The following is a 25,597-nucleotide window of genomic DNA, read 5'->3' on the forward strand; positions in this document are numbered from 1 at the left end:
CCCCCCCCCCCCCCCCCCCCCCCCCCCCCCCCCCCCCCCCCCCCCCCCCCCCCCCCCCCCCCCCCCCCCCCCCCCCCCCCCCCCCCCCCGCCCCGACCGCCCCGGCCCCTCACACGTCGCGCAAGCGATCCCGCCGCCCCGCCCTGCTCACCACCGCCCTGGTCGCCGTCCTCGCCCTCCTCGCCCTGCTCTCCGCAGGAGTCGGCGCCTACGACATCCCCCTCACCGACGTCCTCTCCTCCGTCCGACACCACCTGGGCCTCGGCGGCGCCCCCCTCGACCGGGTCGGCGAGAGCGTCCTGTGGAACGTCCGCCTCCCCCGGGTCGTGCTCGCCCTGCTCGTGGGCGCGAGCCTCGGCTGCGCGGGCGCGCTCATGCAGGGCGTCTTCGGCAACCCCCTCGCCGAGCCCGGCGTCATCGGCATCTCGGCCGGCGCCGCCGTCGGCGCGGTCGCCGCCATCGGCCTCGGCCTCAGCTTCTTCGGCAACTGGACCATCACCGTCTGCGCGTTCGTGGCGGGCCTGATCACCGTCAGCTCGGTCTACCTCCTCTCCCGCAACGGCGGGCGGACGGAGGTCGTCACCCTCATCCTCACCGGCATCGCCGTCAACGCCTTCGCCGGCGCCCTCATCGGCCTGTTCGTCTTCTTCGCGGACAGCGGCCAGGTCAACCAGATCACCTTCTGGCAGCTCGGTTCCCTCGCCCAGGCCACCTGGCCGAAGGTCCTCGCCGTCCTGCCCTGCGCCGTCGCCGGTCTGCTCGTCGCCCCCTTCTACGCCCGCCGGCTCGACCTCCTCTCCCTCGGCGAGCGGCCCGCCCGCCACCTCGGCATCGACGTCGAACGGCTACGCCTCTCCCTCATCCTGGTCGTCGCGCTGCTCACCGCCGCCGCCGTCGCCGTGGCCGGCGTCATCACCTTCATCGGCCTGCTCGTCCCGCACCTGCTGCGCATGGCCAACGGCCCCGGTCACCGCTTCCTGGTCCCCGGCAGCGCCCTCGCCGGCGCCGTCGTCCTGGTCGCGGGCGACCTGGCCGCCCGGACCCTCGCCCAGCCCGCCGAGCTGCCGCTCGGTGTACTGACCGCCCTGCTCGGCAGCCCCTTCTTCTTCTGGCTGCTGCGCCGCACCCGCCGTAAGCAAGGAGGCTGGGCGTGACCAGCAAGCCGACGAACAGCCCGACCGCCAGGACGACCGCCAGCCCGACCGGCAGGACACCCCGCAAGCTGACCGGGCTGCTCGCCCGCACGCGCCGGACCGTCCCCGACCGCCCCGCCCCGGGCGACGCCGTCGCCGAGGTCGTGGACCTGCGTCTACGGCTCGGGCAGCGCGAGGTCCTCGCCGGGATCGACCTGACCGCCCGGGCCGGCGAGGTGCTGGCACTGGTCGGCCCGAACGGCGCGGGCAAGTCCACGCTGCTGGGCGCGCTCGCCGCCGACCTGCCCGCCGCCTCCGGGGTGATCCGGATCGACGGCCGCCCGGTCGGCGACTGGAGCGCCCCGGATCTCGCGCTGCGCCGCTCCGTACTCCCCCAGTCGGCCGCACTGTCCTTCCCCTTTCCGGTGGAGGACGTCGTACGGATGGGCCGTGCGCCCTGGGCCGGCACCCCCCTCGCCGAGGTCGACGAGGAGGCGGTCGCCGTCGCCATGGCCGCCACCGAGGTCACCGACTTCGCCGCGCGCCCCTTCTCCGCCCTCTCCGGCGGCGAGCGGGCCCGGGTCGCGCTGGCTCGCGTACTGGCCCAGCGGGCCCCGCTGCTGCTGCTCGACGAACCGACCGCCGCCCTCGACCTGCGCCACCAGGAGCTCGTGCTGCGCATCTGCCGGGAACGGGCCGCGGCCGGGGACGCGGTCGTCGTCGTCCTGCACGACCTGGGGCTCGCCGCCGCCTACGCGGACCGGGCCGCCGTCCTGCACGACGGGCGGATCGCCGCGGACGGCCCGCCGGCCGAGGTGTTCGAGGGCGAGCTGCTGAGCCGGGTCTACCGGCAGCCGGTGGAAGTGCTCCCGCACCCGCGCACCGGGGCTCCACTGGTCGTCCCCGTCCGGGCTTGACCCCCGCTTGACCGTGCCATGGGGCTGTCGTGGAGGGTCCGTGACAGGGCCGTGTCCGTGGCCGAAAGCCGTGAGCTGAATCACGGTACGAGGGGGTATGGGTGAGGTAAGCCTCGGTTAAGTTAGGTCCGCCTCATCGGCCTCTCCCTCTTCGGGGCGGCCCCTCACGTCCGACGCCAGGAGCCCCCATATGCGCCCCGCTCGCCTCACTGTCATCGCCGCGGCCTCCGTGGCGGCCGCACTGACCGCCGTCACCGGCTGCTCCGAGAAGAGCGAGGCGGGCGGCAGCGACGCGATCAAGGTGGCGGCGTCCGACAGCGCCTGCGACGTGTCGAAGACGGAGTTCCCGGCCGGCAAGGTGCAGATCGACGTCGAGAACAAGGGCTCCAAGGTCACCGAGGTCTACGTCCTCTTCCCGGACGCCCGCATCGTGACCGAGCGCGAGAACATCGGCCCCGGCACCAAGGCCTCCATCACCGCCGAGATCAAGGCGGGCGACTACAAGATCGTCTGCAAGCCCGGCATGAAGGGCGACGGCATCGCCAAGGACGTCAAGGCGACCGGTAAGGGTAGCGAGGAGAAGCGCTCCCCCGAGATGGACGCCGCGGTCGCCGCCTACCGCGCGTACGTGGTGCAGCAGGCCGAGGAGACCCTCCCCAAGGCGCAGGCGTTCGCGGCCGCCGTCAAGGCCGGCGATGTCGAGGGCGCGAAGAAGCTCTACGCGGGCTCGCGCATCGGCTGGGAGCGCACCGAGCCGGTCGCCGAGTCCTTCGGCGACATCGACCCCAAGGTCGACGTCCGCGAGGACGGCCTGGAGGCCGGTCAGGACCTGGAGAAGGACTGGACCGGCTGGCACCGCCTGGAGAAGGCCCTGTGGGCCGACAACAAGATCGGCGACCGGGAGAAGGAGCTCGCCGACCTCCTGATCACCGACCTCACCGAATGGCAGAAGAAGGTCGGTCAGGCCGAGATCACCCCGACCTCGATCGCCAACGGCGCCAAGGAGCTCCTCGACGAGGTCGCCACGGGCAAGGTCACCGGTGAGGAGGAGCGCTACTCGCGCACCGACCTGGTCGACTTCAAGGCGAACGTCGAGGGCGCGCAGAAGGCGTTCGAGCTGCTCAAGCCGATCGCCTCGAAGAACGACCCGGAGCTGGTCAAGCAGCTCGACACCCAGTTCGCGGCCCTGAACACCCTGCTGGACAAGTACCGCGCCGACCAGACCACCTACGAGTTCACCTCGTACGACAAGGTCGGCGAGCCGGAGCGCAAGGAGCTCTCGGACGGCGTGAACGCGCTCGCCGAGCCGCTCTCCAAGCTCGCCGCAGCGGTCACCAAGTAACCGGCGGAGACGGAAGCAGGCGGGAGAGGACGATGACCGAGTCGGACTCGGCTGATCAGCAGCCGCAGCAGTCTCAGCAAGGCGGCGACGGCGCGCAGGCGACCTCCGCCGCGGCTCCCTCGCGGCGTGCGGTGCTGGGCTGGGGCGGGGCCGGGTTCGCGCTCGGCGCCGCCGCGGCCGGCGGTGCGGTGACGGCCTTCGGCGGCGGCTCGGACATGATGTCGGCGGCGGCCGCCGGGGCGTCCGTGCCGTTCCACGGCGAGCACCAGGCCGGTATCGCGACCGCCGTGCAGGACCGCCTGCACTTCGCGGCCTTCGACGTGAAGACGAAGGACCGCGAGGAACTGATCAAGCTCCTCAAGGAGTGGACGGCGGCGGCCCGGCTGATGACGGCCGGTCTGCCCGTCGGCGAGGGCGGCTTCGGCGGCCTCCCGGAGGCGCCGCCGGACGACACCGGTGAGGCGCTGGGCCTGAAGGCCTCCCGGCTCACCCTGACCATCGGCTTCGGACCGGGCCTGTTCGCCAAGGGCCGGTTCGGGTTGGAGGGCAGGCGTCCCGAGGCGCTGGTGGACCTGGAGCTGTTCCCCGGCGACAACCTGGACCCGGCCCGCTCCGGCGGTGACCTCTGCGTCCAGGCCTGCGCCGACGACCCGCAGGTCGCCGTGCACGCGATCCGCCAGTTGGCCCGCATCGGGTTCGGCCGCACCGCCATGCGGTGGTCGCAGCTCGGCTTCGGCAAGACCTCCTCGACCACCCCGGACGAGCAGACCCCGCGCAACATGATGGGCTTCAAGGACGGCACCCGGAACATCTCCGGCACCGACAAGGCCGCCCTGGACAAGCACGTGTGGGTCGGCTCGGGCGACGGCAGCGACTGGCTGACCGGTGGCTCGTACCTGGTGGCGCGCCGGATCCGGATGAACATCGAGACCTGGGACCGCACCCCGCTCCAGGAGCAGGAGGACATCTTCGGCCGCGACAAGGGCGAGGGTGCCCCGGTCGGCAAGTCCCGGGAGCGTGACGAGCCGTTCCTGAAGGCGATGAAGCCGGAGGCGCACGTGCGCCTCGCGCACCCGGACACGAACAACGGGGCGACGATCCTGCGCCGCGGCTACTCCTTCACCGACGGCACGGACGGCCTCGGCCGCCTGGACGCGGGCCTGTTCTTCCTCGCCTACCAGCGCGACATACGCAAGGGCTTCATTCCGATCCAGCGCAACCTGGCCCGGTCCGACGTCCTCAACGAATACATCCAGCACGTGGGGTCGGCCGTCTTCGCCGTCCCGCCGGGCGTCCGTGACAAGGACGACTGGTGGGGCCGGACGCTGTTCGCGTAACACCCGCCGGAGAGGAACAACCGCCGTGTTCGGCAACTATCTGATCGGCCTGCGCGAGGGGCTGGAGGCCAGCCTGGTCGTCTGCATCCTCGTCGCCTACCTCGTGAAGACCGACCGCCGGGACGCCCTGCGTCCGGTGTGGCTGGGCATCGCGATCGCCTGCGGGCTGTCCCTCGCCTTCGGCGCGATGCTCGAATTCGGCACCCAGGAGCTGACCTTCGAGGCGCAGGAGCTGCTCGGCGGCACCCTGTCGATCATCTCGGTGGGTCTGGTGACGTGGATGGTCTTCTGGATGAAGCGCACCGCGCGGCATCTGAAGGCCGATCTGCACGGCAAGCTCGACACGGCGCTGGCCATGGGCACCGGGGCGCTGGTCGCCACCGCTTTCCTGGCCGTCGGCCGGGAGGGCCTGGAGACGGCGCTGTTCGTGTGGGCGTCGGTACGGGCCAGCGGCGAGGGTTCCTCGGCGCCGCTGATCGGTGTGCTGCTGGGCATCGCCACGGCGATCCTGCTGGGCTACCTCTTCTACCGGGGCACCCTGAAGATCAATCTGGCGAAGTTCTTCCGGTGGACGGGCGCCATGCTGGTGATCGTGGCCGCGGGCGTGCTGGCGTACGGGGTCCACGACCTCCAGGAGGCCCGCTTCCTGGGCGGCCTGGGCGACAAGGCCTTCGACATCAGCGAGACGATCCCCCCGGACAGCTGGTACGGGACGCTGCTCAAGGGTGTCTTCAACTTCCAGCCCGACCCCACGGTCCTCCAGCTCACGGTGTGGCTGCTGTACCTGGTCCCCGTGCTGACGCTGTTCCTCGTCGACCGGAGCCGCCCCGTGGCGCCGAAGCTGCGCCCCGCGGCCTCGGCCTCGGACCCGGACTCGACGCCCGCCAACTGAGCGGACGTCTCCCGGACGACACCGCCGACAGGCTGTGGTGAGGGGCCCTCGGGCCCGTCACCACAGCCTGTCGATGTTTCCGGGGTGGAGCGGGACGCGGACGCCCGTGAAGGCGGCGCGGTCCCGGCCCGGGTCGTCGGTGAAGAACGCCGCATGCACCACCTTGTCGAAGCCCGGGTCGTCGGTGGCCAGGGGATCCTCGGGGGTCCCGCCCACCAGGACCGTGCCGGGCAGCGGTGCGAAGCCGGCCGCCTCGTAGAAGGCCGTCAGGGACCGGTCGCAGCTGAACAGCGCCAGGTCGACTGCCGGGTCCGCCGCCAGTTCGGCGCGGGCGGCCGCCACCAGCCGGCCGCCGAGGCCGCGGCCGCGCAGCCCGGTCCGCGTGACGACCGCGCTCAGCCCGGCCGCGCGGTAGGTCCGCCCCGCGAGCCGGATCTCCTTGAACAGCAGGGTCAGCGAGGCGGCCACGGTGCCGTCGGCGGCCGACAGGAGCAGGGCCCGTGGGGCCAGGGCCGGGTCGTGCCCGGGCTCGGCCCCCGGCCAGGCCGCGTCCTCCAGCTCCGCGACCTGGCGCGCCAACCCTGCGGGCAGGTCCGCCTCCGCGTATCCGATCACCCTCGGGGAACCCGGGCCCATGGGCTCGCTCACGGGATGCGGACGCCCTCGCCGCCCACCCTGACCCGCGGGTCACCGGCGCGCAGTTCCACCGTGAGGACCCCCGGGCGGCCCATGTCCGTTCCCTGGTGGAGGGTGAGCACGGAGTCCGCCGGGACCAGGCCGCGCTCGCGGGCGTACGCGCCGAAGGCGGCCGCGGCGGCTCCGGTGGCGGGGTCCTCGACCACTCCGCCGACGGGGAAGGGGTCGCGTACGTGGAACTCCGTCGGGCCGGCGCGGTGCACGAGCTGGACCGTGACGAGGTCCAGGCGCCGCATCAGCGCCTCCAGGCGGGCGAAGTCGTAGTCCAGGTCCGCGAGCCGGGCCCGGGTGCCGGCGCCGATCACCAGGTGTCGCGCCCCGGCGTAGGCGATCGCGGGCGGGATCGCCGGGTCCAGGTCGGCCTCGGGCCAGTCCAGGGCGGCCAGTGCTTCCGCGAGGTCCGCGGCGCCGATCTCCTCGGTGTGCGGCTCGACGCTGGTGAGCGTGGCCCGCAGCCGCCCGCCCTCGGAGGTGACGGACACCGGCACGGTCCCCGCCCGGGTGGCGAAGAGGAACTCCCCCGGCCCGAGCCGCTCCCCCAGCGCCACGGCCGTGGCCACGGTCGCGTGACCGCAGAAGGGGACCTCCACCTTCGGGCTGAAGTAGCGCACGGTGAAGGACCGGCCCTCCGCGCCGCCGAGCCCCTCGGGCGGGGCGGTCAGGAACGCCGACTCGCTGTAGCCCAGCTCGGCCGCGATCTCCAGCATGGCGCGCCCGTCCAGTCCGGCGGCGTCGAGCACGACCCCGGCCGGGTTGCCGCCCTCCGGGTCGTGGGAGAAGGCGGTGTAGCGCAGTACCTCGGTATCGGTCATCCGACCATGATCAACCGCGCCCCCGCGGCCTGGCAATGCCCATCCCGCCGCGGATCCGCCGCGTGCCCGGCGCCGCTCGGCCTGTGTCCGCGGCTGCTCAGCCGCGGCCGATGTACGGCATCGAGGTCGCCATCACCGTCGCGAACTGCACGTTCGCCTCCAGCGGGAGCTCCGCCATGTGCAGGACGGTGCGGGCCACGTCGTCGGCGTCCATCACCGGCTCGACGGCCATCTGCCCGTTGGCCTGGAGGATGCCGTTCTGCATCCGCTCGGTCATATCGGTCGCCGCGTTGCCGATGTCGATCTGGCCGCAGGCGATCCGGTACGGCCGCCCGTCCAGCGACAGGGACTTGGTCAGGCCGGTCATCGCGTGCTTGGTCGCGGTGTAGGCGATGGAGTGGGGGCGCGGCACGTGCGCCGAGATGGAGCCGTTGTTGATGATGCGGCCGCCCTGTGGGTCCTGTCGCCTCATCTGCCGGAAGGCGGCCTGCGCGCACAGGAAGGACCCGGTGAGGTTGACGTCGACGACCGAGCGCCAGGCCTCGTAGGTGAGGTCCTCCAGCGGGACCCCGCCCGGCCCGAAGGTGCCGGCGTTGTTGAAGAGCAGGTCGAGGCGCCCGTACCGGGCCCGCACGGACTCGAACAGCGCGGCGACGTCGTCCGGGTCGCTCACGTCCGCCCGTACGCACAGCACGTCGGCGCCGTCCCCGGCGGCCGCGGCGGTCTCCTCCAGCGGTTCGGTGCGGCGACCGGCCACGGCCACGGCCCAGCCCGCGGCGGCCAGGGTCAGCGCCACGGAGCGGCCGATCCCGGAGCCGGCGCCCGTCACCACGGCGATCTTCTTCGTACGTTCGTCCATGGGGCCGCAGGCTACGTCACACGGCGCCCCGTTCCCCGGACGTTCCGATTGCTGAGAACATGGGTCGGTCAGGGGTGCACCGATCAGATGAGAAGACTGGAGTTCCGCATGTCGGAGAGAGGCCCCGCGACCGCCGCCTCGCACGACTCGTCGCCCGCGTCGCCCCCTGTCCCCACCGCCTCGACACCCCTGAAGACCGCACGCCGCACGAGCCTGCTGGTCACCTTCATACTCGGCGGGCTGACCGCCCTCCCCCCGCTGTCCATGGACATGTACCTGCCGGCCCTGCCGCAGGTCACCGACGCCCTGCACAGCCCCGCCGCCACCATCCAGCTCACCCTCACCGCCTGCCTCGCCGGCATGGCCATGGGCCAACTGGTCATCGGCCCGATGAGCGACAAGTGGGGCCGCCGCCGGCCCTTGCTCATCGGCATGGTCGTCTACGTCCTGGCCACCGCGATCTGCGCGCTCGCCCCGACCGCCGAGCTGCTCATCGCCTTCCGGCTGCTCCAGGGCCTCGCCGGCGCCGCCGCGATCGTCATCGCACGGGCCGTCGTGCGCGACCTGTACGACGGCGACGAGATGGCGCGTTTCTTCTCCACCCTGATGCTCATCTCCGGGGCCGCACCGATCGTCGCCCCGCTCATCGGCGGCCAGGTGCTGCGCTTCGCCGACTGGCGCGGGGTCTTCGTCGTCCTCACCGTCGTCGGTGCGGCGCTCACCCTTCTGGTCTGGCGGGCCCTCGGCGAGACCCTGCCGCCCGAACGGCGGCACACCGGCGGCGTCGGCTCGGCGCTGCGGACCATGCGCGGGCTGCTCGGCGACCGCGTCTTCGCCGGCTACACCCTGACCGGCGGCTTCGCCTTCGCCGCGCTGTTCTCCTACATATCCGCCTCGCCCTTCGTGATCCAGGAGATCTACGGGGCCTCGCCCCAGGCCTTCTCCCTGCTCTTCGGACTCAACTCCGTCGGCCTGATCCTCGTCGGCCAGATCAACGGCAAGCTGCTGGTGGGCCGGGTCAGCCTGGACAAGGTGCTGGCCGTGGGGCTCACGGTCGTCACCGCCGCCGCGCTGTCCCTGCTGCTGATGTCGACCGGCGTCTTCGGGGAGGTCGGGCTGACCCCGATCGCCGCCGCCCTGTTCGTGCTGATGTCGGCGATGGGCGTGGTCCTGCCGAACACCAACGCGCAGGCCCTGATGCGGACCCCGCACGCGGCCGGATCGGCCTCCGCGCTGCTCGGCACCACCTCCTTCCTGGTGGGCGCGATCGCCTCCCCCCTGGTGGGTATCGCCGGTGAGGACACGGCCGTCCCGATGGCGCTGGTCCAGCTGGCGTGCGCCCTGCTCGCCCTGAGTGCCTTCTTCGGCCTGTGCCGCCCCTGGCGGACGGCCCCCGCCGACGTATGAGGCACGGGGGCGGAGACCGGCGACCGGCGGCATAAACTTCGCAGGTGAACGCCTCCGCCCCCACCTCCGCCGAAACCCTCCGCCGCACCCTCGGCGGACTGCTCGACGGGCTCCCGCCGAAGCAGGCCACGGCCGCCGTCGAGCGGCTCATCGCCAGCTACCGGGGGCAGACCCCGACCGACGCGCCCGTACTGCGCGACCGCTCCGACGTGGCGGCGTACGCGGCGTACCGGATGCCCGCCACCTTCGAGGCCGTCCGGGGCGCCCTCGACGGGCTGGCCGAGGCCGCGCCCGACTGGGCGCCTGCCTCGCATGTGGACGTGGGCGGCGGCACGGGTTCCGCGACCTGGGCGGTGGACGCCACCTGGGACGGCCCGCGGGAGACCACCGTGCTGGACTGGGCGGAGCCGGCCCTGGCCCTGGGCCGCGAACTGGCGGCGGCGTCCACCTCGGAGGTGCTGCGCGCAGCGGCCTGGCGCCGGGCGGTCATCGGCTCCGGGCTGACCCTGCCCGAGGCGGACCTGGTGACGGTGTCCTACGTCCTCGGCGAACTGACCGCGCCGGCGCGCACGGCCGTCGTCGCCGAGGCGGCGCGGGCCGGCCGGGCGGTGGTGCTGATCGAGCCGGGCACGCCGGAGGGCTACCTGCGCATCCGCGAGGCCCGCGACCAGCTGATCGAGGCGGGGCTGCACATCGCCGCCCCGTGCCCGCACGACGGGACCTGTCCGATCGAGGTCGGCCAGGACTGGTGCCACTTCTCGGCGCGGGTGAGCCGGTCCTCGCTGCACCGCCAGGTCAAGGGCGGCTCGCTGCCCTACGAGGACGAGAAGTTCAGCTACGTCGCCGCCACCCGCTTCCCGACGGAGCCGGCCGCCTCCCGGATCACGCGGAAGCCGCAGATCCGGAAGGGGCTCGTCCTGCTGGAACTGTGCGGCCCCGAGGGGAGTGGCCTGACCCGGGTCAACGTGACCAAGCGCCAGGGCGACCTCTACAAGGCCGCCCGGGACGTCGACTGGGGCCAGGCCTGGCCCCCGGCACCGCAGCCGTAGCCGTAGCCGCAGCCGCAGCCATGACCGTGGCCGTGGTTCCGGCCGGTCCTACGGGCGCAGCTCCTGGGTGCAGCACTTCACGCTGCCGCCGCCCTTGAGCAGCTCGCCCAGATCCATCGGGACCGGCTCGAACCCCCGGTCCCGCAGCGGCTCCAGCAGCCCGGTCGCCGCCTGCGGAAGCAGGACGTGCAGGCCGTCGGAGACCGCGTTCAGGCCGAGGGCGGCCGCGTCGCGGCCGTCGGCGATCAGGGCGTCCGGGAAGAGCCGCCTGAGCACTGCCTGGCTGCCGGGCGAGAAGGCCTCCGGGTAGTACATGATCTCGTCGCCGTCGAGGACGCTGAGCGCCGTGTCCAGGTGGTAGTAGCGCGGGTCCACCAGGTCGAGGCCGATGACCGGGCGGCCGAAGAACTCCTGGGCCTCGTCGTGCGAGAGCGGGCTGGAGCGGAAGCCCTGGCCGGCCAGGATGTAGTGGTCGGTGACGGCGAAGTCCCCCTCGCCCTCGTTGATGTGGGACGGCTCGTGGATCTCGGTGTAGCCGGCGGCGCGGAACCAGGCACGGTGCCGTTCGGCCTCGGCGGTCCGTTCGGGGTAGGCGAACCGGGCCCCGAGGACCCGGCCGTCGACGACGAGGGCGCCGTTCGCCGCGAAGACCATGTCGGGCAGCGCGGGGTCGGGTTCGAGGGTCTCGACGATGTGGCCGAGGGAGCGGTAACGGTCCCTCAGGTCTTCCCATTGGGCCAGTGCGAGGGGCAGGTCCACCGGTTTCGTGGGATCCATCCACGGATTGATGGAGTACGTGACCTTGAAGTGTGCGGGTGGGCACATCAGGTAGCGCCGGGGTGTGGCGTCTCTGCGCAAAGAAGGCTCCTCACGACTTTCACGACTCGGGACGAGTGCTGGAGAGAATCGTCCCTCCTTCACCTGGACAGCACAGTGAACTGATTGGGTGGTTTACGCAAACCTGGAAAAAGACGAGACGTCTCGCTTTGGTAATTTCGGGCCATGCCCAAGACCCCTGACGCCACCCGCCGCAGCGACCGCTCCCGGCGCGCGATCCTCGACGCCGCGCTCGCCCTCGTCGGGGAGGTCGGCTACAACAAGCTGACCATCGAGGCCATCGCCGCCCGCGCGGGCGTCGGCAAGCAGACCATCTACCGCTGGTGGCCCTCGAAGGCCGCCGTCCTCCTCGACGCCTCACTGACCCTCTTCGGCGACGCGGAGACGGAGGCGGAGTGGGCCGGTTTCCCCGACACCGGGGATCTCGCGGCCGACCTGAAGTACGTCCTGCGGACCACGGTCGACCAGTTCAATGACGAGAAGTACGACGCCCCCTCGCGCGCCCTGACGGCTGCCGGGGCCACCGACCCCGAGCTCGGCGCCCGCTTCACCCAGCAGTTGCTGGAGCCTCAGCTCGCCCTGTACGAGGCCCGGCTGCACACCGCCCGGGAGGCCGGCCACCTCGCGCCGGACACCGACCTGCGGCTGATGGTGGAGATGCTCGTGGGGCCGCTGACCTACCGCTGGCTGCTGCGCACCGCGCCCCTGACCCACGCGTACACCGACGCGCTCGTGGACCGGGTGTTGGGCGGGGTGGCCAACGTCACCGCCCGATAGCGGGCAGGGAATCCGAGATCGACCGAGAGCATTTGGCCGAATTCTATGGTTATGAGGGGGTTTCCGGTCGCGTATCTCCAACCCCCCGGTCGTCAAGAGCGGTCACCCGGGGCTCAGGATGGTGGGACGATGGGTTGGTCCGCCGGGGATACGGTGAGGTGAGGGGATAGATGGGGTCTGAGTCCGGCCGCGTCAAACGCGGCGAGCAGAGCAGGATTTCCCAGTGGCTGCGCCGGCGGCAGAAACCCACCGCCGAAGACCCCGGAGCGGAGCGCGAGGCGCTCCTCCTGGCCTTCGCCGCCGCGGGCCTGCCGCTCGCCCCCGCCGCCCATCCCGCCGGTTACCGATGTTCGTGCGACCGGATCGGCTGTCCGACGCCCGCACGGCACCCCGTCTCCTTCGCCTGGCAGACCCAGTCGACCACCGACCGCGCCCAGGTCGAACGCTGGGTACGCAACCAGCCCCAGGCCAACTTCGTCACCGCGACCGGCATGGTCCACGACGTGCTCGACGTCCCGCTGGAGGCCGGCACCGCCGCCCTCGCCCGACTGCTGGAGGCCGGGATCGAGGTCGGCCCCGTCGCCGAATCGAGCGGCACCGGCGAACAGGCCCGGATGCTCTTCTTCACCGCCACCCGCGGCACCCCCGAGGACGAGGACGAGTGGTGGCCGTGCGAACTGGACTGCCACCCCGAGACGATGGACGAGCACCCGGGCCTGCGCTGGCACTGCCGCGGCAGCTACGTCCTGGTCCCGCCGGCGGCCCTGCCCGGTGACCAGGCGGTGACCTGGATCCGCGGCATGGAGCACCCCCTCCCGGACCCGCTCACCCTCCTGGAAACCCTGACGGACGCCTGCGCCGCTTACGCGGGTACCGCGAACCTGACCCCGGCCGCGGTCGCCTGGCCCCTGGGTCACTAGGCCGTCTCTTCCGGATCTTGCCCACGCGGCCGCCACCGAACCGGGCTCCGCCTCGAACGCCGGCGGGGCCGAGATCGGCGCGTCAGTGGTGGATCTGCGTGACGACCACATCGAGGGACCAGGCCTTCGCCGGCTTGGCGGGGGCCTCGGCCTCGACCGTGTACCCCAGGTCCCGCAGGGCCGTGACCAGCTCGGCGGGCGAAGCCGGCGCGGCCCCCGCCGTCAGCAGGTCCCGTACCAGCCGGCCCTTCGTCGCCTTGTTGAAGTGGCTGACCACCGACCGCTTCTCCACCCCGTCCACCAGCTGCGAGTGCAGCACCCGGACGGTCGCGGTCCGCCCCGCCACCTCGCCCTTCGGCTTCCACGCGGCCCCGTACGCCGCCGACCGCAGGTCCAGCACCAGCCCGTCCCCGGCCACCTCCGGCATGACCTCCGCCATCGGCCCCCGCCAGTACGCGCCCAGCGCGCCCAGCCCGGGCAGCTTCACCCCCATCGAGCAGCGGTACGAGGGGATCGCGTCGGTGATCCGCACCGCGCCCCACAGCCCCGAGAAGACGAGCAGAGCGTCCTCGGCCGATGCCCGCGCCGCCGCGGGCAGGTCGGCCAGACCGAGCGCGTCGTAGAGCACGCCCGTGTAGATCTCGCCCGCCGGACGGGCCCCCGCCGTCCGCAGTTCCGCGTTCTTGGCGACCTCGCCGCGCAGCCCCTCGCTCAGGCCCAGCACCTCGCGCGCCTTCAGCTCGTCCGCCGCGCACAGCTCGACCAGCTCCTCCAGCACCGCCGCACGGGCCGGAGCGAGACCGGGCAAGGACAGCGCCTCCGGCCTCAGGGGTACGCCGGAGCCGCCGGCGGCCTTTCCTTCGGACGGCGGCAGCAGCACGAGCACGGTGGTTCTCCTTCGGTACGACGTCGCAGGGGGTGCGGCCCCCGAGCCAGGGTAGACGTCCGCCGCCCCCGCTCGCCGCGCCGTCCGGACCCGCCGCCCCTAGGCTCGACGCATGCCACGCCGTCAGATGCACATGACCGGCGCAGACGGGGCTGCTCTGCGGGCCGCGCTGCGCGAACTGCGGACGAAGCTGGAGGTGCCCGAGGCGTTCCCGGCCGAGGTCCTCGCCGAGGCCGAGCACGCGGCGGCGCACCCCCGCCTCCCGGAGCCGGACAGTACGGACGTCCCCTTCTTCACGATCGACCCGCCGACCTCCGTCGACCTCGACCAGGCCATGCACCTGGCGAAGCGCCCCGGCGGCGGTTACCGGGTCCACTACGCCATCGCCGACGTCGCCGCCTTCGTCACCCCCGGCGGAGCGCTCGACGCCGAGGCCCACCGCCGCGTGACCACCTTGTACTTCCCCGACGGGAAGGTCCCGCTGCACCCGGCCGTCCTCTCGGAGGGTGCCGCCAGCCTGCTGCCCGACCAGGTCCGCCCGGCCCTGGTGTGGCGCTTCGACCTGGACGCCGACGGCCGGGTCGAGACCGTCGACGTCCGCCGCGCGCTGATCCGCAGCCGGGCCAGGCTCGACTACGACGGCGTCCAGAAGGCCATCGACACCGGTACGGCGGAGGAGCCGATCGCCCTCCTGAAGGACGTCGGCCGGCTCCGCGAAGCCCTGGAGCAGGCGCGCGGCGGCATCTCCCTCGACGTTCCCGAGCAGGAGGTCGTCGAGCGGGACGGCACGTACACCCTGGCCTACCGCGCCCCGCTGCCCGCCGACGGCTGGAACGCGCAGATCTCCCTGATGACCGGCATGGCCGCGGCCGATCTGATGCTGGCCACGGGCACGGGCATCCTGCGTACGCTGCCCAGCGCCCCCGACGGCGCGGTCGGCAAGCTCCGGCGGACGGCCAAGGCCCTGCGGATCGACTGGCCGCACCACGTGCCGTACGCCGAACTGGTGCGCTCCCTCGATCCGCACCGCCCCGCCCACGCCGCCTTCCTCCAGGAGTGCACGGCCCTGCTGCGCGGCGCCGGCTACACGGTCTTCACCGGCGGCGAGACCCCCGACCCGGCGATCCATTCCGCGGTGGCGGCCCCGTACACGCACTGCACCGCGCCGCTGCGCCGGCTCGTCGACCGCTACACCGGGGAGTTGTGCCTGGCGGCGGTGGCCGGGACGGAACCGCCGCCGTGGGTGCCGGCGGCCCTCGCGGCGCTCCCGGACGAGATGGCGGCGGGCGCCCGGCTGGCGAACACGGTGGAACGCGAGTCGGTGGACCTGGTCGAGGCCGCCGTGCTGAAGGACCGGGTCGGGGAGACCTTCGAAGCCACGGTCATCGACGTCCAGGACCGGGAGCCACGGGTGGGCACGGTCCATCTGGAGGACCCGGCGGTGGTCGGCCGCATCCGGTCCACGACGCTCGACCTGCCGTTGGGCGACCGGATCCGGGTCCGGCTGACGGAGGCCGACCCGGGCACGTCGAAGATCCTCTTCGAGCCGGCCTAGGCGGCGGGCTGCCGGCGCACGGCGGTGACCAGCGCGCGCGGGTCGTCGGCGTGGAAGCGGACGGTCCGGGCCTCACCCGTGGCGCCGAGCGGCCGGGTGAAGCGGATCGGCCGGTTCAGCTCCAGGGTGACGGAGGTCTGGCTGCCGACGATGAGGTCGAGCACCCCGTCCTCGGACACCGTGACCAGCCGGCCTTCGGGGTAGCGCCGGTCCACCCGCACGGAGGCCACCGCGTCCGGCGGGACGGCCAGGTCGAACAGGGCCCCGTAGCGGATCCGGAGGGACCCGTCGGGGCGGACCACGTGCGGCCGGGTCACGCACGCGGCGTGCAGCGCGAGGACGAGCAGGATGCCGTACACGTCGAGCACCAGGACCACCCGGTGCACCGTGGGCCAGGGGATGAGCAGGGCCAGGGCGACGGTCTCGATCACCGACACGAAGAGCATCCCGTACATCATGGCCGTCTGCGGTCCGGTGTACGGGGCGGCGACGTCCCCGGGGCGCACCCCGTGCTTCCCGCGCACGACCCACCGGCCGAGGGAGGCGGTGGCGCGCAGCTCGTGCAGCACCAGCCGTCGCACCCGCACGGGGACCACGGCCCGGACCGCCGCGCGGCGGGCGGCCGGCCGGTCCGCGCCGCGGGCCCGCTCTGCCGCGTAGAGGCCGTGGAGCACCCAGGCCTCCAGCAGCACGCCGACCAGGAGCGTCTCGGTGGCGGCGAGCGCCCATCCCGGCAGGCGCACCCCGGCCGCCAGGCACACCACGAGCACCAGCTCCGCCGGGACGACGGCGGTGACGGCGATGCGCGCCGCCCGTATGCGGGTCATCCCCGCCCCCTCTCGATGAACGCCTCCATGACGAGGCGGACGACTTCGGCCTGCGCGGGCGCGTACTCGGCGAGCAGCGCCTCCTTGAACCCGCTCACCACCACCCCGTCGCCGGCGGGGATCGCGGCGAACACCTCGTCGGGGACGGCCGCCACCAGCTCCGCCGCCAGGGGCGCGATCCGCGGGTCGTCCACATCCGCCTCGGCGAGCTCGTCGAGGCGGACGTACAGCGCGAGGACGGCGGGGTCGGCGGCCAGCGGTCCGAGCGCGGCGTAGACCTCCTGGCCGCCCACGCCCGCCGCGTCGAGGAGGGTCAGGTGTTCGCGGTCCTTGGCGGCGGCCGGCGAGTCGGTCGGCGGCGCCTTCGCCAACAGCGCGGCGAGCCCCGGCGAGAGCGGCTCGGCGTCCCCCGGCCCGGCGGCGAGCAGCACGGCGAGTCGGCGCCGCCGCTCCTGGATCTCGGCCTCCTGCCGGGCGAGGTCGGCGTCGAGTTCCGTGAGGACGTCGGCCAGTTCGCGGCCGGCGTCGTCCGCGAGGACGTCCCGCACCTCGTCGAGGCTGAGCCCCACCTCGGTGAGCCGGCGTACGCGGGCCAGCAGGACGGCGTCCCGGAGGCTGTAGGCCCGGTAGCCGTTGGGGCGCCGCTCCGGTTCCGGGAGGAGCCCGACATGGTGGTAGTGCCGGATCGCCCGGGTGGTGACCCCGACGACCGCGGCGATCTCGCCGATCCGCATGCCCCCAGTAGAAACCCTGCCGCTGCGTCAAGGTCAAGCGAGGTCGGGCGCGGCCGTCGCCCCGGGTAACATGGTCGCCACGGCAGACGAGTCGGCCGGGCGGCCGCGTCGGGGTCTCAGGATCCCGCCGAGGAACGTCCGGGCTCCACAGGGCAGGGTGGTGGCTAACGGCCACCCGGGGTGACCCGCGGGACAGTGCCACAGAAAACAGACCGCCAGGGGCTTCGGCCCTCGGTAAGGGTGAAACGGTGGTGTAAGAGACCACCAGCGCCTGAGGTGACTCAGGCGGCTAGGTAAACCCCACCCGGAGCAAGGTCAAGAGGATCCGTCCCCGGACGGGTCTGCGCGAACGATCGAGGGCTGCCCGCCCGAGTTCGCGGGTAGACCGCACGAGGCCGGTGGCAACACCGGTCCTAGATGGATGGCCGTCTCCCCGGCGACCGCGAGGTCACCGGGCGACAGAACCCGGCGTACAGGCCGGCTCGTCTGCCGCTTCCACTTCCGTTCGGGTGCGGCGCCGCTCCGGTGGCTCCGGCCGGTCGGTGGTTCCGGGGCGCTGCGGTTCGGCTCCGGCCGGGCGGTGGTTCCGGGGCGCTGCGGTTCGGCTCCGGCCGGTCGGTGGTTCCGGGGCGCTGCCCCGGGCCCCGCGCCTCAAGCGCCGGCGGGGCTGGTGGTGTGGGTCGGTGCCCCGGTGGAGTGTCTCCTCGGCTCGCGCGGTACTGCATGTCTCGGCGGTGGGTCGGTGGTGCGCGCTCGTCCTGCGGGGACACTCCACCGTGTCCCCGCCCCACGGCAGGACTTCGACAGCGGCCCCGAAGCCGCCCCGACGCGTGGGGAGCGGGGACGGGCAGGGGTGTCCCCGCAGGACGAGGCGCCACTACCGCGCACCGCCGAGACATGCAGCACGCGCCGAGCCGAGGAGACACCCCTGCCCGGCCCCGCGCACCCGCCCGCACCGGGAGCGGACCCCGACCCGCCACCCGACGCCGCCCAGCGAACCCGCCCGGACCGAGCCCGGCCCTCGACCCACAGACCGGCGCCGCCCCGCAGGAGCGGACCGCCACCCCCGCGGGAGCGGAACGGCTAGGCCGTCGGCAGGACCGCCGAGACCTTGAAGCCGCCCGCGTCCGTCGGACCGGACACGAACACCCCGCCCAGCCCGAGCACCCGCTCCCGCATCCCGACCAGCCCGTTCCCCCCGCTGGGAAGCCCCGGCTCGGCCGCCTTCCCGTCGCACGGCCCGTTCTCCACCTGCATCGCGACCTCCCCCGACCGGTGCGCGAGCCGCACCACGACCCGCGCGCCCGGGACGTGCTTGTGGCAGTTGGTGAGAGCTTCCTGCACCACGCGGTACGCCGTCTGCTCGACCTCCGCCGCGTACGCCGCCCCCTCCCCGTGCACCAGCACCTCCACAGTCATCCCGGCCGCCCGCGACTGGCCCACCAGCGCCTCCAGCTCGTCCAGCGTGGGCCCCTCCTCCCCGCCCGCCGCCCACGCCACCGCCGCGACGGCCAGGGCGGGCACCGGTTCCGGCACGGCCGGTTTGGGCACCGCCCGCAGCACGCCGAGCATCTCCCGCAGCTCCGTCAGCGCCTGCCGTCCCATGTCCCCCACCAGGGCCGCGTTCTTGGCGGCCCGCGCCGGGTCCTTGACGGCCACCGCCTCCAGCGCGGCCGCGTGCACCACCATCAGCGACACCCGGTGGGCGACCACGTCGTGCATCTCCCGCGCGATCCGGGTGCGCTCCTCCGTACGGGCCCACTCGGCCCGCTCCTCCGCACGGTCCGCCAGCAGCGACAGCTCCCGCTCCAGCGAGTCCGCCCGTTCCTGCAGGCTCTCCATCAGTCGCCGCCGGGCCCCGATGTAGAGCCCGAACAGCACCGGCGGCACGGTCAGCGCCACCGCGACGAACACGGACAGCACGACCACCAGCGTCGGGTCGGCCTCCACGTCCCCGCGGGTGCGCATGTACATCACGACGAAGGTCGCGGCCAGCGACATCGAGGCCAGCGTGGCCGTGATCCGCCGGGGCACCTCGGAGGAGGCCAGCGTGTACATCCCGACCACCGCGAGCAGGAACCCCATCGCGGCCGGTGACACGGCGATCCCGACGAGCACCACGGCGATCGGCCACCGGCGGCGCAGGACGAGCGTGGCCCCCACCACGAACCCGAACAGCACGCCGACCGTGGTCGGCAGCCCCGCCTCGGCGGCGAAGGGCACGCCCTCCCACGCACATTCCACGGCGGACACCCCGCCGAGCACCACGTCCCACACGGCGTCCCGCCGCCGCGCCCACCACAAAGGCGGGCCGGCCCGGCCTTCCACTTCCCCCGTTTTGGTCATGCCGTCCAGCGTACGCAGCGCCCCCTGCACACGGTCGAACGAAAATCCCGAGAACCGTAAGTAATCGCACGTACGACGGAAGTGTCCGACCTTCGAGACCTGAACCCTGCATTCCGAACGACATTGGCGACATGACCGAAATCCGACGCCGCCCCGGCGACGGCACCGGCGGCCTCCGCACCGGCGCCACCACCTTCGAAGCCCTGCGCGAGCAGGCCCTCGCCCTCCGCCGGGAAGGCCTCAGCCGCCGCGGCATCCGCGACCGCCTGGCCGTCCACAACAACGACCTCCTCAACCGCCTCCTGGAGGGCGAGCCACCACCGGAGTGGACGAAACGCCCCAACGCGAAGGACGACCTCCGCGAGCGCGCCCGAGATCTCCGCCTCCAGGGCCTCACCTACGACGCGATCCAACTGGAACTCGGCTGCTCGAAGAGCTCGATCTCCCTCTGGGTCCGCGACCTCCCCAAGCCGGAACGCAGGCGCACCAAAGAGGAGTCATCGGCGATCGCCAGGCGAGGATGGGACCGGACCCTCCGGGTGCGCGAAGCGGAAAGGCGGGAGACGAAGAGGACCGCGAGTCGCGACGTCGGCCGGATGTCGGAAAGGGAGCTGTTCCTCGTCGGGGTCGGCCTCTACTGGGCCGAGGGCAGCAAGGACAAGACCTACGCCCGGCGCGAGCGGGTGACCTTCGTCAACAGCGATCCGGACATGATCTACCTCTACCTCGCGTGGCTGCGCCTGCTCGGCGTCGAGGAAGAGCGCCTGCGCTACAGCGTGATGATCCACGAGACCGCCGACATCGCAGGTGCGGAGAGGTTCTGGGCCCACCTCGTCGGCGCGGCCCCCTCGCAATTCCTCAGGACGACCGTCAAGCGACACAACCTCCGGACGACACGGATGAACGTCGGCGAGGCCTATCACGGCTGCCTCGCCATTCGCGTTCTGCAAAGCGCCGATCTGTACCGTCGCGTCGAAGGCTGGTGGTACGGCATAGTAGGGGCTGCGTCCCATCTCGATCAACGAAATCGGACATAGAGGGCGAACGATCCCGGATCGTCTAAGGGCAGGACAAATGGTTTTGGTCCATTGAATGAGGGTTCGAATCCTTCTCCGGGAGCCCAAAGGCAAGCCGCTCGATCCGGGTCCTGACCGTAAAGGTCAGGACCCGGCCTCGTTTCGGGACCTCGGCACCCCGGTATCCTTCACGGGTCCACCCCCGAAGCCGAAGGGCACACCCGTGAGCGCCAACCGCCCGGCAGCCGTCGTCGTACTCGCAGCGGGTGAAGGCACCCGCATGAAGTCGGCGACTCCCAAGGTTCTCCACGAGATCTGCGGGCGCTCGCTCGTCGGTCACGTCGTCGCCGCCTCCCGTGAGCTGGACCCCGAGCACCTCGTCGTGGTCGTCGGGCACGCCCGGGAGCAGGTCACCGCGCACCTGGCCGGCATCGACGCCGATGTGCGCACCGCGGTCCAGTACGAGCAGAACGGCACCGGGCACGCCGTCCGCATGGCCCTCGAAGAGCTCGGCGGCGGGATCACCGGCACCGTGATCGTCGTCTGCGGCGACACCCCGCTGCTGACCGGGGAGACCCTGGCCCGGCTCGCGCGGACGCACGAGGCCGACGGCAACGCCGTCACCGTGCTGACCGCCGAGGTCCCCGACTCCACCGGCTACGGGCGCATCGTCCGCGACGCCGGCGGCGCCGTGACGGCCATCGTCGAGCACAAGGACGCCTCCGACGCCCAGCGCGCGATCCGCGAGATCAACTCGGGCGTCTTCGCCTTCGACGGCGCCCTGCTCGCCGACGCGCTCGGCAAGGTCCGTACCGACAACAGCCAGGGCGAGGAGTACCTCACCGACGTCCTCGGCATCCTGCGCGAGGCCGGGCACCGCGTCGGCGCGGCGGTCGGCAGCGACCACCGGCAGATCCTCGGGATCAACAACCGCGTCCAGCTCGCCGAGGCCCGCGCGCTGCTGAACGCGCGCCTGCTGGAGCAGGCCATGCTCGCGGGCGTCACGATCGTCGACCCGGCCGGCACCTTCGTCGACGTGACCGTCACCTTCGGACAGGACGCGATCGTGCACCCCGGCACCCAGCTGCTGGGCACCACGCACATCGCCGAGGGCGCCGAGGTCGGCCCCAACTCCCGGCTCAGGGACACCCACGTGGGCGCGGGCGCCCGGGTGGACAACACCGTCGCCGAGAGCGCGGTCGTGGGCCCGCAGGCGAGCGTGGGCCCCTTCGCCTACCTGCGCCCCGGCACCGACCTCGGCGCCAAGGCCAAGGCCGGTACGTACGTCGAGATGAAGAACGCGACGATCGGCGAGGGCACCAAGGTCCCGCACCTGTCGTACGTGGGCGACGCGACGATCGGCGAGTACACCAACATCGGCGCCGCGAGCGTCTTCGTGAACTACGACGGTGAGCACAAGCACCACACCACCGTCGGCTCACATTGCAAGACGGGCTCGGACAACATGTTTGTGGCTCCCGTCACCATCGGGGACGGCGCGTACACGGCCGCCGGCTCGGTGATCACCAAGGATGTGCCGCCCGGCGCCCTCGCCGTGGCCCGTGGCCAGCAGCGGAATATCGAGGGCTGGGTGGCCCGCAAGCGTCCGGGCAGCGCCGCCGCCACGGCGGCGCAGTCGGCGGCCCCGGAGGACGCCGAGCGCCCCTGAGGTGAACTGACCGGAAACACGTACGCCCGCGACGGCGTACCGTGATAGGTGCACGCAATTCGGCTGGCTCACCGTGTGCGGGACGGACGCACATGGGGGCGAGCAGCTTCAACACGTCTGAGGAGACTGTGCTGTGACCGGGATCAAGACGACCGGCGAGAAGAAGCTGATGCTCTTCTCCGGCCGCGCCCACCCCGAGCTGGCCGAGGAGGTTGCGCACCAGCTGGGCGTCGCCCTCGTGCCGACCAAGGCTTTCGACTTCGCGAACGGTGAGATCTACGTCCGCTTCCAGGAGTCGGCACGTGGCGCGGACTGCTTCCTGATCCAGAGCCACACGGCTCCGATCAACAAGTGGATCATGGAGCAGCTGATCATGATCGACGCGCTGAAGCGCGCGTCGGCACGCTCCATCACCGTGATCGTCCCGTCCTACGGGTACGCCCGCCAGGACAAGAAGCACAAGGGCCGCGAGCCGATCTCGGCCCGCCTGGTCGCCGACCTGCTGAAGACCGCGGGTGCGGACCGCATCCTCACGGTCGACCTGCACACGGACCAGATCCAGGGCTTCTTCGACGGCCCGGTGGACCACCTCTCGGCCCTGAACGTCCTCGCGGACTACGTCGGCGCCAAGGTGGACCGTACGAAGCTCACGATCGTGTCCCCGGACGCCGGCCGTGTGCGCGTGGCCGACCGCTGGTGCGACCGTCTGGACGCGCCGCTGGCGATCGTGCACAAGCGCCGCGACAAGGACGTCGCCAACCAGGTGACCGTCCACGAGGTCGTCGGTGAGGTCAAGGGCCGCGTCTGCGTCCTGGTCGACGACATGATCGACACCGGTGGCACCATCTGCGCCGCGGCCGACGCGCTGTTCGCGCACGGCGCGGAGGACGTCATCGTGACGGCCACGCACGGCATCCTGTCCGGCCCGGCGGCCGACCGTCTGAAGAACTCCAAGGTCAGCGAGTTCGTCTTCACGAACACCCTGCCGGACCCGTCCGACCTGGAGCTCGACAAGATCACGGTGCTGTCGATCGCCCCGATGATCGCGCGCGCCGTGCGCGAGGTCTTCGAGGACGGCTCGGTCACCAGCCTCTTCGAGGAGCAGCAGTAAGCCTGAGGTGACCGCTCCGCGGTAGATCCTTTTGGTGCGGCCTCCCCCGCCGGGTACACTCCATGAGTTGCTCGGCGAGGGAGGCCGTACCTGTTTACGGTACGGATGCTCCGTTATCGACGCGCTCTTCGTAGCAGGCCGTTCCGGCCGGGTGACTTCCGTCCATTTCCGTCACCCCACGAGGAGTGAGCATGTCCGAGGTCAAGCTTTCCGCCAAGATCCGTGACACCTTCGGCAAGGGCTCTGCCCGTCAGGCCCGTCGCGACGCCCTGACCCCCGCCGTCATCTACGGCCACGGCACGGACCCGAAGCACGTCAACGTCGACGCCCACGCCCTTCAGCTGGCGCTGCGTACCCCGAACGTCCTGATCTCCCTGGACCTCGGCGACGCCGGCACCGAGCTGGTCATCCCGAAGGCCGTGCAGAAGCACCCGCTGAAGCGCTCGGTCTCCCACGTCGACTTCCTGATCGTCAAGAAGGGCGAGAAGGTCACCGTCGACGTCGCGATCGTCACCGAGGGCGAGCTGGCCGCCGGCGGCAACATGCTGGAGACCCTCCAGAACACCATCTCCGTCGAGGCCGAGGCCACGCACATCCCGACCGAGGTCACCGTCTCCATCGCGGGTCTCGAGGCCGGCGCCACCATCCACGCGTCGGACCTGGTCCTCCCGAAGGGCACCACCCTGGCCGTCGACGGCGACGTCGCCGTCCTGCAGGTCGTGGCCCCGCAGGCCGAGGAGCCGGCCGCCGAGGCCGCCGAGGGCGAAGAGGCCTGAGCCTCACCCCACCCCCTCAGCAGTTGCTGACCGACCGCCGTCCGGCTCCACTGGAGCGGGACGGCGGTCGTCTTCGTAGAGGAACCGAGGAGCTTTTGATGTCGGACGACGCGGCGCCGTGGCTGATCGTGGGTCTGGGGAACCCTGGACCGGAGTACGCGGGAAACCGCCACAACATCGGTTTCATGGTGGCCGACCTGTTGGCGGAGCGGATCGGCGGGAAGTTCAAGGCGCACAAGGCCCGTGCCCAGGTCGTCGAGGGTCGGATGGGCCCGCCGGGACCGGCCAACCGCCGGGTGGTGCTGGCCAAGCCGATGACGTACATGAACCTGTCCGGCGGACCGGTGACGGCACTGCGCGACTTCTACAAGGTGCCGACGGCGCGGATCGTCGCGGTCCACGACGAGCTGGACATCGACTACCCGACGCTGCGCCTGAAGCTGGGCGGCGGGGACAACGGGCACAACGGCCTGAAGTCGATGACCAAGTCGATGGGCCCCGACTACCACCGGGTGCGCTGCGGCATCGGACGTCCGCCGGGCCGGATGCAGGTCGCGGACTTCGTGCTGAAGGACTTCTCCTCGACGGAGCGCAAGGAGCTGGACTGGTTCGTGGACCGGGCCGCGGACTCCGTGGAGTGCCTGGTCCAGGAGGGCCTGGAGCGCGCCCAGTCGGCGTACAACTCCTGACTCGCTCGCTACATCTCGTCGAGCCCGTCGAAGTCGATTTCGGCGGCGAAGGGCCGGTCGACACTGAACGGCTTGGTGTGGATCCCCTGGCAGACGTAGGCACGTGTGTGGGGGTCCAGCTCGTAGAGGTACACGACCGGTTCGATGGCTTCGTCGCCCTCGATCTTGACGATCCAGTAGTTCGGGATACCGGCAGCGGCATACTTGTGCAGCTTCGCTTTGGTGTCCCGGGCTTCGGACTCGGGCGAGACCACCTCGACTGCGAGCAGGACGTCGGCGGCATAGAAGTGGGTCTGCAGGGGGCTGGTGCAGGCTTCGCGCCGCACGACCGAGATGTCCGGTTCGGGCCCGTTGCGCTTGTCGATCACCACAGTCATCTCTCGCGCGACCCTTGTGTGCCGGGGGGCGGTCAGTCGCAGCCGGGTGACGAGGAAGTCGATCAGATCAGAGTGGATGAAGCGTTGCGGACTCACGAAGACCAGGCTCCCGTCGATCAGCTCGGTGTGTCGCGGGAGGTCCGGCAGCGTCAGCAGATCGTCCACCGTGTACCCGTCCAACGGCGGCCTCGACCAGTCGTGTACGGGCTCGGCAGTCATGGTTGCTCCCATGGACGGGATGGTGATCCTGGACGTCCACGGTAGCGCTCGGTATCCGTGTCCGTCATCACAAAGGGTGACGGACACGGATACCGGGGCTCCGCGTCAGCCGGTGTTGCGCAGGCCCGCGGCGACGCCGTTGACCGTGAGGAGCAGGGCGCGGGCGAGCAGCGGGTCGGCTTCCTCACCGCGGGCGGCGGCCGCGCGCTGGCGGGCCAGCAGGGAGACCTGGAGGTAGGAGATCGGGTCCAGGTAGGCGTCGCGCACGGCGAAGGTCTGCTGGAGCACCGGGTTGGAGCCGAGGAGCTCCGCGGCGCCCGTGATGCGCAGGACCTCGCGGACGGTGAGTTCGTGCTCGGCCTCGATGCGTGCGAAGACGTGCTTGAGGTGGTCGGGGACGAGGGTGTCGACGTA

The 25,597-nt window shown here is 72.1% G+C and carries 25 protein-coding genes, 1 tRNA gene and 1 other RNA gene; 17 read left to right on the top strand and 10 right to left on the bottom strand.

All coding sequences use genetic code 11. The annotated features are described in order from the left end of the window. Window positions 1-143 precede the first annotated feature (143 nt). From ACGFYY_RS40685 to efeU, 5 genes are all read left to right on the top strand, one after another. Window positions 144-1,154 (top strand): FecCD family ABC transporter permease, encoded by a 1,011-nt coding sequence (locus ACGFYY_RS40685; protein WP_393717494.1) that lies wholly within the window; start codon window positions 144-146, stop codon window positions 1,152-1,154. Window positions 1,155-1,222: 68 nt separating this feature from the next. Beyond that, a complete protein-coding gene (locus ACGFYY_RS40690) occupies window positions 1,223-2,050 on the top strand; it encodes a heme ABC transporter ATP-binding protein (RefSeq protein WP_393717496.1) in 828 nt (275 codons plus the stop codon). Between the two features lie 190 nt (window positions 2,051-2,240). Continuing rightward, the gene (gene efeO / locus ACGFYY_RS40695; protein ID WP_393717455.1) at window positions 2,241-3,392 is read left to right on the top strand and encodes an iron uptake system protein EfeO; all 1,152 of its coding nucleotides are present in this window, start codon (window positions 2,241-2,243) and stop codon (window positions 3,390-3,392) included. Window positions 3,393-3,424: 32 nt separating this feature from the next. Next, a complete protein-coding gene (gene efeB / locus ACGFYY_RS40700) occupies window positions 3,425-4,729 on the top strand; it encodes an iron uptake transporter deferrochelatase/peroxidase subunit (protein WP_393717457.1) in 1,305 nt (434 codons plus the stop codon). Between the two features lie 25 nt (window positions 4,730-4,754). Beyond that, window positions 4,755-5,621 carry an iron uptake transporter permease EfeU gene (gene efeU / locus ACGFYY_RS40705; protein WP_365275415.1) on the top strand — a complete coding sequence of 289 codons (867 nt, stop codon included), beginning with the start codon at window positions 4,755-4,757 and terminating at the stop codon, window positions 5,619-5,621. A gap of 57 nt (window positions 5,622-5,678) precedes the next feature. On the opposite strand, the gene ACGFYY_RS40710 is transcribed toward efeU, so the two are convergent. The 3 genes from ACGFYY_RS40710 to ACGFYY_RS40720 form a co-directional block, all read right to left on the bottom strand. Then, entirely contained in the window at window positions 5,679-6,269 is a 591-nt protein-coding gene (locus ACGFYY_RS40710; RefSeq protein ID WP_393717460.1) for a GNAT family N-acetyltransferase, read from the bottom strand. Beyond that, window positions 6,266-7,129 (bottom strand): PhzF family phenazine biosynthesis protein, encoded by an 864-nt coding sequence (locus tag ACGFYY_RS40715; RefSeq protein WP_393717462.1) that lies wholly within the window; start codon window positions 7,127-7,129, stop codon window positions 6,266-6,268. Before ACGFYY_RS40715 ends, ACGFYY_RS40710 begins: the two co-directional genes overlap by 4 nt. Window positions 7,130-7,226: 97 nt before the next feature. Further along, window positions 7,227-7,988 carry an SDR family oxidoreductase gene (locus ACGFYY_RS40720; protein ID WP_365275424.1) on the bottom strand — a complete coding sequence of 254 codons (762 nt, stop codon included), beginning with the start codon at window positions 7,986-7,988 and terminating at the stop codon, window positions 7,227-7,229. Between the two features lie 108 nt (window positions 7,989-8,096). On the opposite strand from ACGFYY_RS40720, the gene ACGFYY_RS40725 reads away from it, so the two are divergent. Continuing rightward, the gene (locus tag ACGFYY_RS40725; RefSeq protein WP_393717464.1) at window positions 8,097-9,395 is read left to right on the top strand and encodes a Bcr/CflA family multidrug efflux MFS transporter; all 1,299 of its coding nucleotides are present in this window, start codon (window positions 8,097-8,099) and stop codon (window positions 9,393-9,395) included. A gap of 44 nt (window positions 9,396-9,439) precedes the next feature. Then, the gene (locus ACGFYY_RS40730) at window positions 9,440-10,444 is read left to right on the top strand and encodes a small ribosomal subunit Rsm22 family protein (RefSeq protein WP_393717466.1); all 1,005 of its coding nucleotides are present in this window, start codon (window positions 9,440-9,442) and stop codon (window positions 10,442-10,444) included. A 48-nt stretch (window positions 10,445-10,492) separates the two neighbouring features. Here the strand turns inward: ACGFYY_RS40730 and ddaH are convergent, their stop codons facing one another. Beyond that, entirely contained in the window at window positions 10,493-11,365 is an 873-nt protein-coding gene (gene ddaH, locus ACGFYY_RS40735; RefSeq protein ID WP_393717468.1) for a dimethylargininase, read from the bottom strand. Window positions 11,366-11,446: 81 nt separating this feature from the next. Between ddaH and ACGFYY_RS40740 the strand changes: the two genes are divergently transcribed. Together ACGFYY_RS40740 and ACGFYY_RS40745 are read left to right on the top strand one after the other, a co-directional pair. Then, entirely contained in the window at window positions 11,447-12,058 is a 612-nt protein-coding gene (locus ACGFYY_RS40740; RefSeq protein ID WP_393717470.1) for a TetR/AcrR family transcriptional regulator, read from the top strand. Window positions 12,059-12,228: 170 nt separating this feature from the next. After that, window positions 12,229-12,978 (top strand): bifunctional DNA primase/polymerase, encoded by a 750-nt coding sequence (locus tag ACGFYY_RS40745; RefSeq protein WP_365275439.1) that lies wholly within the window; start codon window positions 12,229-12,231, stop codon window positions 12,976-12,978. Window positions 12,979-13,060: 82 nt separating this feature from the next. Here ACGFYY_RS40745 and yaaA read toward each other — a convergent pair whose 3' ends face one another. Beyond that, window positions 13,061-13,864, bottom strand: coding sequence for a peroxide stress protein YaaA (gene yaaA, locus ACGFYY_RS40750; RefSeq protein ID WP_393717473.1), 804 nt, complete (start codon window positions 13,862-13,864; stop codon window positions 13,061-13,063). A gap of 112 nt (window positions 13,865-13,976) precedes the next feature. On the opposite strand from yaaA, the gene ACGFYY_RS40755 reads away from it, so the two are divergent. Further along, window positions 13,977-15,419, top strand: a complete 1,443-nt coding sequence (locus tag ACGFYY_RS40755) for an RNB domain-containing ribonuclease (protein ID WP_393717475.1) — start codon at window positions 13,977-13,979, stop codon at window positions 15,417-15,419. Here ACGFYY_RS40755 and ACGFYY_RS40760 read toward each other — a convergent pair. Further along, on the bottom strand, window positions 15,416-16,246 hold the full coding sequence (locus tag ACGFYY_RS40760) for a hypothetical protein (protein WP_393717477.1): 831 nt from the start codon (window positions 16,244-16,246) through the stop codon (window positions 15,416-15,418). The genes ACGFYY_RS40755 and ACGFYY_RS40760 overlap by 4 nt on opposite strands. Then, the gene (locus tag ACGFYY_RS40765; protein WP_393717479.1) at window positions 16,243-16,980 is read right to left on the bottom strand and encodes a MerR family transcriptional regulator; all 738 of its coding nucleotides are present in this window, start codon (window positions 16,978-16,980) and stop codon (window positions 16,243-16,245) included. Before ACGFYY_RS40765 ends, ACGFYY_RS40760 begins: the two co-directional genes overlap by 4 nt. A gap of 87 nt (window positions 16,981-17,067) precedes the next feature. Here ACGFYY_RS40765 and rnpB point away from each other — a divergent pair. Beyond that, an RNA gene (gene rnpB / locus ACGFYY_RS40770) (RNase P RNA component class A) lies at window positions 17,068-17,469 on the top strand. A gap of 594 nt (window positions 17,470-18,063) precedes the next feature. Here the strand turns inward: rnpB and ACGFYY_RS40775 are convergent. Beyond that, window positions 18,064-19,326 carry a sensor histidine kinase gene (locus ACGFYY_RS40775; RefSeq protein ID WP_393717481.1) on the bottom strand — a complete coding sequence of 421 codons (1,263 nt, stop codon included), beginning with the start codon at window positions 19,324-19,326 and terminating at the stop codon, window positions 18,064-18,066. 131 nt (window positions 19,327-19,457) lie between these two features. Between ACGFYY_RS40775 and ACGFYY_RS40780 the strand changes: the two genes are divergently transcribed. The 6 genes from ACGFYY_RS40780 (at window position 19,458) to pth (ending at window position 24,587) form a co-directional block, all read left to right on the top strand. Next, a complete protein-coding gene (locus ACGFYY_RS40780; RefSeq protein WP_393717483.1) occupies window positions 19,458-20,363 on the top strand; it encodes a hypothetical protein in 906 nt (301 codons plus the stop codon). Between the two features lie 11 nt (window positions 20,364-20,374). Further along, window positions 20,375-20,445 (top strand) — tRNA-Gln (locus ACGFYY_RS40785). Between the two features lie 120 nt (window positions 20,446-20,565). Then, window positions 20,566-22,011 (top strand): bifunctional UDP-N-acetylglucosamine diphosphorylase/glucosamine-1-phosphate N-acetyltransferase GlmU, encoded by a 1,446-nt coding sequence (gene glmU / locus ACGFYY_RS40790; RefSeq protein WP_393717485.1) that lies wholly within the window; start codon window positions 20,566-20,568, stop codon window positions 22,009-22,011. Between the two features lie 133 nt (window positions 22,012-22,144). Then, window positions 22,145-23,122, top strand: a complete 978-nt coding sequence (locus ACGFYY_RS40795) for a ribose-phosphate diphosphokinase (protein ID WP_030008898.1) — start codon at window positions 22,145-22,147, stop codon at window positions 23,120-23,122. Window positions 23,123-23,313: 191 nt separating this feature from the next. Then, the gene (locus ACGFYY_RS40800) at window positions 23,314-23,898 is read left to right on the top strand and encodes a 50S ribosomal protein L25/general stress protein Ctc (RefSeq protein ID WP_393717487.1); all 585 of its coding nucleotides are present in this window, start codon (window positions 23,314-23,316) and stop codon (window positions 23,896-23,898) included. A 98-nt stretch (window positions 23,899-23,996) separates the two neighbouring features. Further along, complete coding sequence (gene pth, locus ACGFYY_RS40805) at window positions 23,997-24,587, top strand: aminoacyl-tRNA hydrolase (RefSeq protein WP_393717489.1); 591 nt, start codon at window positions 23,997-23,999, stop codon at window positions 24,585-24,587. 8 nt (window positions 24,588-24,595) lie between these two features. Here pth and ACGFYY_RS40810 read toward each other — a convergent pair whose 3' ends face one another. Both ACGFYY_RS40810 and ACGFYY_RS40815 read right to left on the bottom strand, forming a co-directional pair. After that, window positions 24,596-25,195, bottom strand: coding sequence for a Uma2 family endonuclease (locus tag ACGFYY_RS40810; RefSeq protein ID WP_384843996.1), 600 nt, complete (start codon window positions 25,193-25,195; stop codon window positions 24,596-24,598). Window positions 25,196-25,288: 93 nt separating this feature from the next. Further along, the coding region (locus ACGFYY_RS40815) for a phosphoenolpyruvate carboxylase (protein WP_393717492.1) at window positions 25,289-25,597 on the bottom strand (309 nt) is incomplete at its 5' end.

Source organism: Streptomyces sp. NPDC048331 (genome assembly GCF_043201215.1).
Taxonomy (GTDB): domain Bacteria; phylum Actinomycetota; class Actinomycetes; order Streptomycetales; family Streptomycetaceae; genus Streptomyces.